This is a genomic window from Sphingomonas sp. HT-1, assembly GCF_048568905.1.
In the GTDB taxonomy this organism is placed as follows: domain Bacteria; phylum Pseudomonadota; class Alphaproteobacteria; order Sphingomonadales; family Sphingomonadaceae; genus Sphingomonas.
The window spans coordinates 3,147,538-3,160,266 of the sequence record NZ_CP183770.1 but is presented as its reverse complement, the minus strand read 5'-3'; the positions used below and the strand labels follow the sequence as shown (position 1 = coordinate 3,160,266).

At 66.9% G+C, this 12,729-nt stretch carries 11 protein-coding genes; 7 read left to right on the top strand and 4 right to left on the bottom strand.

From position 1 onward, the window contains the following. The first annotated feature begins 46 nt into the window (after positions 1-46). The 5 genes from ACNFJ7_RS14695 to ACNFJ7_RS14675 all read left to right on the top strand — a co-directional run bounded on the left by ACNFJ7_RS14695 (position 47) and on the right by ACNFJ7_RS14675 (position 4,744). Positions 47-787 (top strand): SDR family oxidoreductase, encoded by a 741-nt coding sequence (locus tag ACNFJ7_RS14695; RefSeq protein WP_026009185.1) that lies wholly within the window; start codon positions 47-49, stop codon positions 785-787. Next, positions 787-2,073 carry an L-fuconate dehydratase gene (locus ACNFJ7_RS14690; RefSeq protein WP_019369807.1) on the top strand — a complete coding sequence of 429 codons (1,287 nt, stop codon included), beginning with the start codon at positions 787-789 and terminating at the stop codon, positions 2,071-2,073. Before ACNFJ7_RS14695 ends, ACNFJ7_RS14690 begins: the two co-directional genes overlap by 1 nt. Continuing rightward, complete coding sequence (locus tag ACNFJ7_RS14685) at positions 2,070-2,837, top strand: SDR family oxidoreductase (protein ID WP_019369806.1); 768 nt, start codon at positions 2,070-2,072, stop codon at positions 2,835-2,837. The genes ACNFJ7_RS14690 and ACNFJ7_RS14685 overlap by 4 nt, the downstream gene beginning before the upstream one ends. Before the next feature lie 34 nt (positions 2,838-2,871). Continuing rightward, positions 2,872-4,152: an L-fucose:H+ symporter permease gene (gene fucP, locus ACNFJ7_RS14680; RefSeq protein WP_019369805.1), complete on the top strand. Its 1,281-nt coding sequence runs from the start codon at positions 2,872-2,874 to the stop codon at positions 4,150-4,152. Between the two features lie 88 nt (positions 4,153-4,240). Beyond that, positions 4,241-4,744: a DUF4262 domain-containing protein gene (locus ACNFJ7_RS14675; protein ID WP_019369804.1), complete on the top strand. Its 504-nt coding sequence runs from the start codon at positions 4,241-4,243 to the stop codon at positions 4,742-4,744. A 46-nt stretch (positions 4,745-4,790) separates the two neighbouring features. Here the strand turns inward: ACNFJ7_RS14675 and ACNFJ7_RS14670 are convergent, their stop codons facing one another. The 4 genes from ACNFJ7_RS14670 to ACNFJ7_RS14655 are packed head-to-tail and all read right to left on the bottom strand — an operon-like array spanning position 4,791 to position 8,241. Next, the gene (locus ACNFJ7_RS14670; RefSeq protein ID WP_019369803.1) at positions 4,791-5,408 is read right to left on the bottom strand and encodes a LutC/YkgG family protein; all 618 of its coding nucleotides are present in this window, start codon (positions 5,406-5,408) and stop codon (positions 4,791-4,793) included. Next, positions 5,405-6,796 (bottom strand): lactate utilization protein B, encoded by a 1,392-nt coding sequence (locus ACNFJ7_RS14665; protein WP_019369802.1) that lies wholly within the window; start codon positions 6,794-6,796, stop codon positions 5,405-5,407. The genes ACNFJ7_RS14670 and ACNFJ7_RS14665 overlap by 4 nt, the downstream gene beginning before the upstream one ends. Then, entirely contained in the window at positions 6,793-7,560 is a 768-nt protein-coding gene (locus ACNFJ7_RS14660) for a (Fe-S)-binding protein (protein WP_019369801.1), read from the bottom strand. The genes ACNFJ7_RS14665 and ACNFJ7_RS14660 overlap by 4 nt, the downstream gene beginning before the upstream one ends. 48 nt (positions 7,561-7,608) lie before the next feature. Next, positions 7,609-8,241, bottom strand: coding sequence for a TetR/AcrR family transcriptional regulator (locus ACNFJ7_RS14655; RefSeq protein WP_236704417.1), 633 nt, complete (start codon positions 8,239-8,241; stop codon positions 7,609-7,611). Positions 8,242-8,342: 101 nt separating this feature from the next. On the opposite strand from ACNFJ7_RS14655, the gene ACNFJ7_RS14650 reads away from it, so the two are divergent. Further along, complete coding sequence (locus ACNFJ7_RS14650; RefSeq protein WP_026009183.1) at positions 8,343-9,542, top strand: efflux RND transporter periplasmic adaptor subunit; 1,200 nt, start codon at positions 8,343-8,345, stop codon at positions 9,540-9,542. A gap of 6 nt (positions 9,543-9,548) precedes the next feature. Continuing rightward, positions 9,549-12,725, top strand: coding sequence for an efflux RND transporter permease subunit (locus ACNFJ7_RS14645; protein WP_019369798.1), 3,177 nt, complete (start codon positions 9,549-9,551; stop codon positions 12,723-12,725). The last annotated feature ends 4 nt before the right edge of the window (positions 12,726-12,729 follow it).

The following is a 12,729-nucleotide window of genomic DNA, read 5'->3' as shown; positions in this document are numbered from 1 at the left end:
AAAGTCATTTTGACCTATGAAAACGTTCGAAGGAGATGGGGAGGCAATGCGTTTCCGGAACAAGACCGCGATCGTAACCGCCGCGGGGCATGGCATCGGCCGGGCAACGGCGCTGCGGCTCCGCGACGAAGGCGCGCGAGTCTACGCCCTTGATCGCGATGGTGCTGCGCTGGCGACGATGGATGGCGTGGAAGCCGTCGTGCTCGACCTGCTCGACGCGCAGGCGATCGCTGCGCTGCCGGAAACTGTCGGCGCGGTCGACATTCTGGCCAACATCGCCGGGTTCGTCGCAGCGGGCTCCATCCTCGACGGCAGCGACGAGGACTGGATGCTGTCCTTCGATCTCAACGTCCACGCCATGCACCGCATGATCCGCGCCTTCCTGCCCGGCATGCTGGCCAAGGGCGGCGGCGCGATCGTCAACATGTCGTCGATTGCGTCGAGCGTGAAGGGCATCCCCAACCGCCACGCCTATGGCGCATCAAAGGCGGCCGTTATTGGTCTTACCAAATCGGTCGCTGCGGATTTCGTCGCCAAGGGAATCCGCTGCAACGCAGTATGCCCGGGCACCGTCGACACCCCGAGCCTGCGCCAGCGCGTTGCGGAACAAGCTGCGCAGCAGGGCATCGCGGTAGAGGAAGCGCATGCCGCCTTTGTTGCCCGCCAGCCGATGGGCCGGCTCGGCCGTGAGGAGGAAATCGCCGCGCTGGTCTGCTATCTCGCCAGTGACGAGGCTGCCTTCACCACCGGCGCGGTGCATGTGATCGACGGCGGCTGGGTGAACTGATGACGATGAACGCCCGCATCATCGGCCTGCGCACCGTCGACCTGCGCTTCCCGACCAGCGCCTCGCTCGACGGCTCGGACGCGATGAACCCGGACCCCGATTATTCGGCGGCCTATGTCATCCTTGAAACCGACGTGCCCGGACTCGAAGGCCATGGCCTCACCTTCACCATCGGCCGCGGCAACGACATCTGCGTCGCCGCGATCGAGGCGATGCGCCACCTGGTGATCGGCCTCGACCTCGCCTGGATCGCCGAGGAGCCCGCGCGCATGTGGCGGCACCTGACCGGCGACAGCCAGCTCCGCTGGATCGGCCCGGACAAGGGCGCGATGCACCTCGCCACCGGCGCGGTGGTCAACGCGATCTGGGACCTCTGGGCCAAGGCCGAGGGCAAGCCGGTGTGGAAGCTCGTCGCGGACATGACGCCCGAGCAGCTCGTCCGCGCGATCGATTTCCGTTACCTCACCGATGCGATCACGCCCGAGCAGGCGCTGGCCCTGCTTACCGAGCGCGCGGCGGGCAAGGCGGAGCGCGTCGCCACGCTCGAGGCGAACGGATATCCCTGCTACACCACGTCGGCCGGTTGGTTGGGCTATCCCGACGAGAAGCTGCGCCGCCTCGCGCAGGAAGCGGTCGATGCCGGCTTCGACCATATCAAGCTCAAGGTCGGCCGCGACCTAGAGGACGATATCCGCCGCGTCCGCATCGCCCGCGAGGTGCTGGGGCCGAACCGCAAGCTGATGATCGACGCCAACCAGGTGTGGGAGGTCGGCCAGGCGATCGACTGGGTCAACGCGCTCGCCTTCGCCAAGCCCTGGTTCATCGAGGAGCCGACCAGCCCCGACGACGTGCTCGGCCACAAGGCGATCCGCGACGGCATCGGCCAGGTGCAGGTCGCGACCGGCGAGATGTGCCAGAACCGCATCCTGTTCAAGCAGTTCATGGCGGTGGGCGCGGTCGACGTGATCCAGCTCGACGCCTGCCGCATCGGGGGCGTGAACGAGGCGCTGGCGGTGCTGCTGCTCGCCGCGCGCTACAACCTGCCGGTGTGCCCGCATGCCGGCGGCGTGGGGCTGTGCGAATACGTCCAGCACTTGTCGATGATCGACTATCTGTGCTTTGCCGGCACCATGGACGGCAGGGTCATCGAATATGTGGATCATCTCCATGAACATTTCCTGGAGCCCTGCGTGATCAGGAACGCGGCGTACATGCCGCCGCAGCGTCCCGGCTATTCAATCGAGATGAAGCCCGAGACGCTCGTCCAGTATCGGTTCGGCGCATGAATCTGGGGCTCGCCGGCAGGGTCGTGATCGTCACCGGCGGCTCGTCGGGAATCGGCGCGGCCATTGCCGCGGGGCTGGCGCGCGAAGGCGCGGTCCCCGCCATCGTCTCGCGCGAGCCGCCCCGGCCCGAGCTGGTCGCGCAATTGGGCGAGGACTGGCTGTTCCACCCCTGCGAGCTGGCCGAGGACGATGCCGTGGTCGCTGCGGTCGACGCGGTGGCCGCGCGCTTCGGGCGGATCGACGGGCTGGTCAACAATGCCGGGCTCAACGACAATCTCGGCTTCGAGGCGACCCCGGCGCAGTTCCGCGCCTCGCTCGACATCAACCTCGTCCATTATTTCGGCATGGCGCGGGCAGCACTTCCGCAACTCAAGGCGGCGCAAGGCGCGATCGTCAACATCGGCTCGAAGACCTCGATCACCGGCCAGGGGCACACCAGCGCCTATGCCGCCGCCAAGGGCGCGGTGCTGGCGCTGACCCGCGAATGGGCGGTGGCGCTGCGCGGCGACGGCATCCGCGTCAATGCGATCGTGCCGGCCGAGGTCGAGACCCCCGCCTATGCCGAATGGCTGAAGAGCTTCGACAACCCCGAAGCGCGGCGCGAGGAAATCGAGCGGCGGGTGCCCTTCGGCCACCGCTTCACCACGCCCGAAGAGATCGCCGATACCGCGCTGTTCCTGCTTTCCGCGCGGGCCAGCCACACCACGGGCCAGTGGCTGTTCGTCGACGGCGGCTACACGCATCTGGACCGTGCCATCGAATGACCCCAACAGGGGCGTCGCACCAAGGAGAGGATTCATGGCCAGCAAGGCCGGACGCTACACCCCCGCCATCATCCTGACGGTCTCGCTGTTCTTCCTGTGGGGAATGGCGAACAACCTCAACGACATCCTGATCGCGCATTTCCGCCGCGCCTTCACGCTGAGCGATTTCGAGACCAGCTTCGTCCAGCAGGCCTTCTATATGGGCTATTTCCTGCTCGCGACGCCGGCAGCGATGCTCGCGCGGCGGCGGGGCTACAAGGCGGCGATCGTGACGGGCCTGACCCTCTACGCGATCGGCGCGCTGCTCTTCTATCCGGCGACGCATTTCGGCGAATATCGCTGGTTCCTGGCCGCGCTGTTCGTGATCGCCTGCGGCCTCGCCTTTCTCGAGACCTCGGCCAGCCCGCTGATCGCCGAGTTGGGCAGCCCCGAAGGCGCCGCCCGCCGGCTGAACTTCGCGCAGGCCGCCAACCCGCTCGGCACGATCTTCGGCGTGCTGGTGGGGAAATATTTCATCCTCTCCAGCTTCGCGCAGGACGAGAAGGCGCTGGCGGCGATGTCCGCCGCCGAGCGGACCGCGACGCTGCGCGGCGAGCTCGCCTCGGTGCAGACGCCCTATCTGGTGATCGGCCTCGTCGTCCTCGCCTTCGCGATCGCTGCCGCGCTGATCGCCTTCCCGGACAACCGCCGCGACGGCGACGCGCCCGCGGTGCCGACGGGCGAGGCGCTCGGCACCGTGCTGCGCGACCGCACGCTGGTCTTCGCGGTGGTGGCGCAGTTCTTCTATGTCGGCGCGCAGGTGGGGCTGTGGAGCTACACGATCCGCTACGCCCAGGTGAACCTGCCCGGCCTCACCGAGCAGGGCGCGGCCGACTATCTGTTCGCCAGCCTGGTGCTGTTCGGCATCGGCCGCTTCGTGGGTGCGGCGATGCTCGGCAAGGTCGCGGCGCCGCAGCTGCTGGTGGTGTTCGCCGGGCTCTCGGCGGCGCTGACCGTCGCGGCGGTGTTCGTCGGCGGGACGACCGGGCTCTATGCGCTGGTCGCGGCGAGCTTCTTCATGTCGATCCAGTTCCCGACGATCTTCGCGATCGGCATCGGCGGGCTGGGACCGCTCAAGCAGATCGGCGCCTCGCTGATCGTGATGGCGATCATCGGCGGCGCGGTGCTAACCGCGGCGATGGGGCATCTGTCCGACCTCGCGGGGATCAACCTCGCGCTGCTGGTGCCGGCGGCGGCGTTCCTGGTCGTGCTCGCCTTCGGCGCGAGCGCGCGGGGGACGGCGCAGGATGTGAAGATGGTGGCGGCGGGGCATTGAGGCACTGAAAAGACCCTCCCCTGAAAGGGGAGGATGGGGTGGCGGAATTGCTATGTCGTTGCGCCGGCAAACCCGCTAGCAAACACACATGCGAACCGCACTTGATGCACCGCTCGAAGCCCTCGACGAGTCAGACCAGGACTTCGTCGAGAAGGTGCGGCAATATGGTTGGGCCTTCACATCGGTGCCGGCCGATGAGCAAGGCCCCGGCTTCCGGTTCACCACCGGCTTGTGGCATTCCACCGGCCACGCCGAACTGATCCTTTTCTCCATGAAGCGGGACATCGTGCGGGATGTGTTCGCCGACCTGTTCCGAGCAGCGAAGGCTGGGAACCGACTGCCTACCAGCGAGTCGACCGATCGCGCGTTCGCGAACCTGCCGGCCTATGCCTTTCCCGTCGCGACGCGCTTCTACCCCGAATATCTCGGACGCAGCCGATGGTTTTACGGTGGGGACGACTTCCCCTGCCTCCAGATCGTATGGCCCGATCGGGAGAGCCGCTTCCCTTGGCAGCCAGGCTTTAATCCGGAGTTTGCCGATGATCAGCCGGATCTGAGCGAGCGCGGCTGGAAGCAGGAAGTCAGCGGCTGATGGCCGATCCTAAGCCCCTCCTCCGAGGAGGGGCTTAAGAAGACGATCACCCCACCAGCACCACATGCAGAAACCGCGGGCCATGCGCGCCGCGGACATAGGTGCCTTCGATGTCGGTCGTGCCGCTGACGCCCGTTACCCAATAGTGCGCGCGCGGCACCGCGCCGCCCGGTGCCGCCTCCTCCAGCCAGCGGACTAACCCGGCCACCTCCAGCACGACGATGTGGCGCAGCGCCAGGAAGTTGGGGAGCATCGGCGCTTGCGGCGACGTCTCGAACACCAGCGAGCCCGTCTCCGCCACCCCGGCCCGCGCAAACGCCAGTACCGTGCCGTCGTCGATCGGACAGTCCGCCAGCCGGGTGAGCCCCGACCAGTCCAGCCCGTCCATCCGCGCATCGGGGGGCAGCCACAGCGCCGGTTCCGCACCCTCGGCCGCCAGATACCCCGCCACAGCCCCCGGCAGTTCTGCCAGCGACCCGATCCGCGCATGCGTCGCCGCCACGCTCGGCAGCGCAAGCTGCGCCAGGAAGCGCGCCACCAGATCCTCCGGCCCTGCCGGCCGCTCGCGTTCCTCGCCCGCGAGCAGCGCCGCCGCCTCTGCAGCCAGATCCGCCGCCGCCCGCGCCGGCCCCAGCCGCGCCAGGATCGCGTCGCGCGCGCTCATCGTTCGCCCTTTCGATAGCGGTCCATGAAGCTCTCCGCCGCGGGGGCGGGGAAGTCGCGCCCGCCGGTCCAGCCGCCGGCCAAGGGCAGCCGCGAGATCCAGCCGCGCCCGGCCAGCCGCATCGCCCGGATCGCCCAGCGCACGCCTGCGCGATACAGCCACGGCCGCCGCGCCGCCCAGGCCCAGAGCCCCAACCCTGAGCGCAGCGTCACCGGCTCCAGCCCCTCGCGCCAGCTCTTCTCGCGCCAGCCGCGCAGCAGCGTGGGTAGCGGAATCGCGACCGGGCACACCTCCTGGCACTTGCCGTTCATCGTGCAGGCGTTGGGCAAATCGCGGCTCGCCGCCAGCCCGTCGAGCGCGGGGGTCAGCACCGATCCCATCGGCCCAGGATAGGTGCCGCCGTAAGCATGGCCACCGATCTGGCGGAACACCACGCAGTGGTTCATGCACGCGCCGCAGCGGATGCAGCGCAGCATCTCCCCCAGCCCATTGTCGCGCATCGCGCTGCGGCCATTGTCGACCAGTACGATGTGCATCTCTTCCGGCCCGTCGCGGTCCCCGGCCCGCTTCGGCCCGGCATAGAAGGTGGTGTACTGGGTCAGCGCCGCGCCGGTCGCCGAGCGGGCGAGCAGCCGCAGCAGATGCACGGCATGGTCCATCGAGGGGACCAGCTTCTCGATCCCCGCGGTGACGATATGCACGCGCGGCGGCACCAGCGAGAGCTCGGCATTGCCCTCGTTGGTGACGGTGCAGACCTGCCCGGTATCCGCGATCAGGAAATTGGCGCCCGAAATGCCGACATCGGCGCCCAGCATCTCGCCCCGCAACTGCCGCCGCGCGCTCGCCGCCATCGCGACGATGCTTTCCTCGACAGGCGGTTCGCGATGGCGGGCGTGAAACAGCGCCGAGACCTGCTCGCGCGTCTTGTGCATCGCCGGCCAGATGATGTGCGAGGGCCGCTCGCCGGCGAGCTGGATGATGTGTTCGGCAAGGTCGGTCTCGACCCGGCCGATCCCCGCCGCCTCCAGCGCGTGCGGCAGGCCGATCTCCTCGCCGAGCATCGACTTGGAGCGGGCAACGCTCTTCGCCCCGGCCTTGCGGCAAAGGTCGACCACGATCGCGCAGGCCTCGTCGGCAGTGGCGGCCCAGTGGACTGTCGCCCCCGCCGCGGTTGCCGCCGCCTCGAACTGGACGAGGTAGCTGCCGAGATTGGCGATCACATGGTCCTTGATCGCCGCCGCCCGCTCGCGCGCCGCGGCGAAGCTGGGCCAGGCGTCGATCGCCGCGCCGCGCTTGGCCTCGGCGGTGCCGGCGGTGCGCTCGACCGCGATCTTGAGCTGGCGGTCGGCGAGCGCGGCATCGACCCGCGCGTCGAACGCCCGGCTCATTGCGCTTCGCCGATCGCCGGGCCGTCGGCCATGCCGGCCAGCACCTCGATGGTGTGGAAGGCGCGCACCTCGGATCCGCGCCGGTGGAGCTTGCCCGCCATATTCATCAGGCAGCCGAGATCGCCCGCGAGCAGCAACCCCGCGCCACTCGCCTCCACCGCCGCCGCCTTCTCGTCGGCGATGGCGTTGGAGATCGCCGGGTATTTCACGCAGAAGGTGCCGCCGAAACCGCAGCAGGTCTCCTCGCCCGCGAGCGGCACCAGCGCCAGCCCGTCGACCGCGCCGAGCAGCCGCCGCGGCTGCACCTTGATGCCCAGTTCACGCAAGCCCGAGCAGCTGTCATGATAGGTCGCCGTGGCGGGCAGCGTCACGCCCTCCGGCCGCCAGCCGCGCGCATCGAGCCAGGCGAGGATTTCCCATGTCTTCGCCGCCACCGCCTCGGCCCGCGCGGCCCATTCGGGGTCGCCAGCGAGCAATTCGGGATAGTGGCAACGGATCGTCCCCGCACAGCTGCCGGAGGGGACGACGATCGCCTCGTACGATTCCAGCATCGCCACGTTGCGCCGGGCGAAGTCGGTTGCGGTCGCGCGATCGCCCGAATTGAGTGCCGGCTGCCCGCAACAGGTCTGCTCTTCCGGCACCACCACCTCGCACCCGGCATCGGCGAGGGCGCGCAGGGCCGCAAAGCCCACCCGCGGCCGCATCGCATCGACCAGGCAGGTGACGAACAGCGCGATGCGCGGCGACGAAAGGGCTTCGCTCATGCCGCTTTATTGCACATTACGAACGCGCGCTCCAGAAAATGGGAAAACTCATCCTTTTGCGCCTTCTGCCCGCATCGCGGCAAGCTCGATCCGGATCATCTTCGTCGCCAGTTCCGCCGCGCATTTCGTATCCTTGGGATCGCTGAGGAAGCTGTGTTGCATCAGCCCCAGCGACGTCGCCAGAATCAGTTCGGAGAGACCGGATCGGCGCTCGGCAAATGCGTCCCCGGGGGCAAGTGCCTCCAGCGCCGCCAGCATCGTCGCACGAACATCCTCGCGGACCTTTTCGAAGATCGCCGCCACCCGTTCGTTGCGGGCCGCCTCAGCGAAAATCTCGGCGAACAACGGATCAGACTCGTCGGGCTCATGGTCCAGAAAATCGGCCAGCCAGGTCCACACCGCCTCGAGATCGCCCGAGTCGATGCCCCGGCGCAAGGTTTCATGCGCGAGAAATTCAATGCAGTCGACTTCGACAATTGCAGCGACGATCGCCTCTTTCGACGAGAAATCCCGGTAAATTTGACCGACAGCAATGCCTGATTCTTTCGCGATTTGGGCCACCCCCGTCGCGTGAAAACCGTTCGCAATGAACAACCTGCGAGCCGCCGAAACGATTTTTTCGCGTCGCACCAACGCCTTTTCGCGGGGAGCCAGACCGCCTTCTTCCATAGTTTCTGCCATTCGACTCCCCTATAAAACCATCTTGACCGAGTCACTCACTTCGCAGTAGCGGAAAATGTGAGTGAACGTTCGCTCACATATATCAAACGGCAGGCCTTAGCATGACTTTTTTCCGTCACACCGCGCCGGCACTCGCGCTTGCACTCGCCGCTTGTGGCAGTCAGCCCCAGCAGCAGGGCGCCGGAGGGCCTGGTGGCCCCGGCGGTCAGGCAGGCCCACCCCCGGTATCCTATGTCACGGTCCAGCAGCAGGCAGTGCCGCTGACCAGTGAACTTCCGGGTCGGCTGAGCCCCTATGAGAGCTCGGAAGTCCGCCCCCAGGTCAACGGCATCATCCTCGACCGCCTGTTCACCGAAGGCGACATGGTGCGCCAGGGCCAGCCACTCTACCGGATCGATGCTGCCCCCTATCGTGCCGCCGTGGCCAGCGCCCGCGCCGCGCTGACCCGTGCCCAGGCGACGATCGCTTCCACGGAAGCGCTGGCCAGACGCTACGGCGAACTGGTCAAGATCAACGCGATTTCGAAGCAGGAATATGAGAACGCCGTCGCCAGCGCCGCGCAGGCGCGCGCTGACGTCGCTTCGCAGCAGGCCGCAGTGCGGACGGCGGAAATCGATCTTGCTCGCACCACCATTAGAGCGCCGATCAGCGGCCGCATCGGGCGTTCGGTTTCCACCACGGGTGCGCTGGTCTCCGCCGCGCAAACCAATGCGCTGACGACGATCCAGCGGCTCGACCCCATCTATGTCGACATCCAGCAATCGAGCGCCGACCTGCTCAAGCTGCGCCAGCAGATCATGGCTGGCCAGGTCGCCCGCGACGGTAACGCCAAGGTTGCGCTGAAGCTGGAAGACGGCAGCGACTATGGTCCGCAGGGCACGCTACGATTCGCCGACGTGACGGTCGACGAGACCACGGGCAGCCAGGTGATCCGCGCGCTGTTCCCGAACCCCAACGGCCTGTTGCTGCCGGGCATGTTCGTGCGCGCCCGCATCGTCGAGGGCACGCAGCAGAATGCGATGCTGGTGCCACAGCGCGCGGTGAGCCGTGACGAGCGTGGCAACCCCACCGTGCTGGTGGTAGGCGCCGAAAACAAAATCGAGCCGCGGCCGATCCAGACCAGCCGGACCGCCGGCGACGCCTGGATCGTCACCAGCGGCCTCAAGCCGGGCGACAAGGTCATCGTTGAAGGCGCCATGATGCTGCGGCCGGGCATGCCGGTGACGCCGCAGCCCTGGAACCCGAACGCCAAGCCCGCGCAGGGCCAGCCGGGCGCCGCCGCTCCCGCCCAAGGGAAGTAAAGCCCCATGTCGCGCTATTTCATCGATCGACCCATCTTCGCGTGGGTCATCGCGATCATCATCATGCTGGCGGGCATCCTCGCGATCCGCAGCCTGCCGATCGCGCAGTTCCCCGCCATCGCGCCGCCCGCCGTCTCGATCACCGCGACCTATCCGGGTGCGGATGCGAAGACGCTGGAAAACACGACGACGCAGATCATCGAGCAGCAGATGAAGGGAATCGACCACCTTCGCTACTTCTCGTCCTCCTCGTCGTCTGCTGGCACGGTGACGATCACGCTGACCTTCGAGCAGGGCACCGATCCGGACATCGCCCAGGTGCAGGTGCAGAACAAGCTGCAGGCGGCCACCCCGCTCCTGCCGCAGGAAGTGCAGCAGCAGGGCATCCAGGTCGCCAAGGCCACCCAGAACTTCCTGGTGGTGATCGGCCTCTATTCGGAAGACGGCTCGCACAGCGGCACCGATCTTGCCGATTACGCCGTATCGAAGCTGCAGGATCCGCTGTCCCGCGTGAACGGCGTGGGCGACACGCAGGTGTTCGGCTCGCAATATGCGATGCGCGTCTGGGTCGATCCGGTGAAGCTCACCAAATACGCCCTGACCGTGGACGACGTGACCACAGCGATTCGCGCGCAGAATGCGCAGGTCTCTGCCGGTCAGTTGGGCGCGCAGCCCGCACCCAAGGAGCAGATGCTCAACGCCACCGTCTCTGTGCAATCGCGCCTGACGACGCCGGACCAGTTCGCCCAGGTTCGCCTGAAGAGCGGCAGCGACGGCTCGGTTGTGCGCTTGGGTGACGTTGCCCGGGTGGAGATGGGTGCCGAAAACTACGGCTTCGATTCGAAGTGGAACGGCAAGCCTGGCGCCGGTCTCGGCATCAAGCTCGCGCCCGGCGCGAATGCGCTGAGCACGGTGGATCTGGTCAAGGCGCGCGTCAACGAGATCGCTAAGACCTTCCCCGCCGACATCAAGGTCATCTATCCGTACGACACCACGCCGTTCGTCCGCCTTTCGGTCGAGCAGGTTGTGCACACGCTGATCGAAGCGGTGGTGCTTGTCTTCCTGGTGATGTTCCTCTTCCTGCAGAACTTCCGCGCGACGCTTATCCCGACGATCGCCGTGCCGGTCGTACTGCTCGGCACCTTCGCGGTGATGGCGATCGCCGGCTACTCGATCAACACGCTCACCCTGTTCGGCATGGTGCTGGCGATCGGTCTGCTCGTCGACGATGCGATCGTCGTCGTCGAAAATGTCGAACGCCTGATCACCACCGAGCATCTCAGCCCGATCGACGCGGCCCGCAAGTCGATGGACGAGATTACCAGCGCGCTGGTCGGCGTCGCCCTGGTGCTGTCGGCAGTGTTCCTGCCGATGGCGTTCTTCGGCGGCTCCACGGGCGTGATTTATCGCCAGTTTTCCATCACCATTGTCTCGGCTATGGTGCTCTCGGTCTTCGTCGCGCTGGTGCTTACTCCCGCGCTCTGCGCCACCATCCTCAAGCCGCACGATCCAAGCAAGGGTGAAGGCAAAGGGCCGCTCGCGCGCTTCTTCCGCTGGTTCAACGAGAAGTTCGACAATGGCCAGCGCCGCTACGAAAGGGGCGTGCGCAGCACCGCCCGCAGCTGGAAGCGCTCGGGTCTGGTCTACCTGCTGATCATCGGCGGCATGGCCTTCCTGTTCCTGCGGCTGCCGTCGGGCTTCCTGCCCGAGGAAGATCAAGGCATTGCCATCGCGCTGGTACAGGGTCCAGCCGGCGCCACTTCGACGCGAACCGAAAAAGGCCTGGAACTCGTCCGCGACCACTTCCTGAAGCAGGAAGGCGGCAACGTCCAGGGCGTGTTCACCATCAACGGCTTCAGCTTCGCCGGCTCCGGCCAGAACAGCGGCCTGGTGTTCATCCCGCTGAAGGACTGGGCGGACCGTTCGGGCGCCGCCAATTCGGCGCAGTCGATGGTCGGCCGGGCCATGGGCGCCTTCTCGCAGTATCGCGACGGCCTGATCTTCGCGGTCACTCCGCCGGCGGTGCAGGAACTCGGCAATGCGACAGGCTTCGATCTGCAGCTCGTCGATACTGGCGGCATCGGTCATGAGCGCCTGTTGCAGGCTCGCAACATGATGCTGGGTATGGCGATGCAGGACAAGCGCCTGGTCGGCGTGCGCCCGAATTCGCTGGAAGACGCGCCGCAGCTCAAGGTGGACGTCGATCAGGACAAGGCAAAAGCGCTTGGCCTGGAGCTGTCGTCGGTCAACAATACCATCGCCGCCGCCTGGGGCGGAGCCTATGTCAACGACTTCGTCGATCGCGGCCGCGTCAAACGCGTCTATGTCCAAGCGGACGCCCCGTATCGTTTGGCGCCGGAGGATATCGCGAACCTGTTCGTACGCGGCCCTTCGGGCACGATGACGCCGTTCACCGCCTTCTCCACGCTCAGCTGGGAACAGGCGCCGGTGCAGCTGACTCGCTATAACGGCCTGCCGGCGATGGAAATCCTCGGCTCGCCTGCCCCAGGCGTGTCGACTGGTGATGCAATGGCGGCGATGGAGGCAATTCATGCCAAGCTTCCGCCAGGCACCCAGCTCGAATGGACTGGCCTTTCGTACGAGGAGCGCCTCTCCGGCGGCCAGGCGCCCGCACTCTACGCGCTGTCGCTGCTGATCGTGTTCCTCTGCCTCGCGGCGCTTTACGAAAGCTGGTCGGTGCCGATCTCGGTCATCCTGGTGGTGCCGCTCGGCGTGATCGGCGCGCTGCTAGCTGCGTGGCTGACGGGCCTCAACAATGACATTTACCTGCAGGTCGGCCTGATCACCACGATCGGCGTCTCGGCGAAAAACGCGATCCTGATCGTCGAGTTCGCCGAGGAACGGATGCGGGAAGGCATGAGTGCCTTCGACGCCGCGGTCGAGGCTGCCAAGCTGCGTCTTCGCCCCATTTTGATGACCAGCCTGGCGTTCATCTTCGGCGTGCTGCCGCTGGCAATCTCCACGGGCGCAGGCGCAGGTGGCCAGAACGCCATCGGACGCTCGGTCGTGGGTGGCATGCTCTCCGCCACGGTGCTCGCCATCTTCCTGGTGCCGATGTTCTTCGTCGTGGTGCGCCGCATGTTTGATCGCCGCCGCCCGAAGGACGAGATGCCCCCCGCAACCACCCATGACGGCGGCGCTCCGGCGCCCCAGGGAGCCTGACGGC

Bases quoted from the DNA above. Each gene is read 5' to 3' on its own strand.
- ACNFJ7_RS14655 (WP_236704417.1), bottom strand. From the start codon at position 8,241: ATGGCAGAAACTATGGAAGAAGGCGGTCTGGCTCCCCGCGAAAAGGCG.
- ACNFJ7_RS14645 (WP_019369798.1), top strand. From the start codon at position 9,549: ATGTCGCGCTATTTCATCGATCGACCCATCTTCGCGTGGGTCATCGCG.
- ACNFJ7_RS14685 (WP_019369806.1), top strand. From the start codon at position 2,070: ATGAATCTGGGGCTCGCCGGCAGGGTCGTGATCGTCACCGGCGGCTCG.
- ACNFJ7_RS14665 (WP_019369802.1), bottom strand. From the start codon at position 6,796: ATGAGCCGGGCGTTCGACGCGCGGGTCGATGCCGCGCTCGCCGACCGC.
- ACNFJ7_RS14695 (WP_026009185.1), top strand. From the start codon at position 47: ATGCGTTTCCGGAACAAGACCGCGATCGTAACCGCCGCGGGGCATGGC.
- ACNFJ7_RS14650 (WP_026009183.1), top strand. From the start codon at position 8,343: ATGACTTTTTTCCGTCACACCGCGCCGGCACTCGCGCTTGCACTCGCC.
- ACNFJ7_RS14660 (WP_019369801.1), bottom strand. From the start codon at position 7,560: ATGAGCGAAGCCCTTTCGTCGCCGCGCATCGCGCTGTTCGTCACCTGC.
- ACNFJ7_RS14690 (WP_019369807.1), top strand. From the start codon at position 787: ATGACGATGAACGCCCGCATCATCGGCCTGCGCACCGTCGACCTGCGC.
- ACNFJ7_RS14675 (WP_019369804.1), top strand. From the start codon at position 4,241: ATGCGAACCGCACTTGATGCACCGCTCGAAGCCCTCGACGAGTCAGAC.
- ACNFJ7_RS14670 (WP_019369803.1), bottom strand. From the start codon at position 5,408: ATGAGCGCGCGCGACGCGATCCTGGCGCGGCTGGGGCCGGCGCGGGCG.
- fucP (WP_019369805.1), top strand. From the start codon at position 2,872: ATGGCCAGCAAGGCCGGACGCTACACCCCCGCCATCATCCTGACGGTC.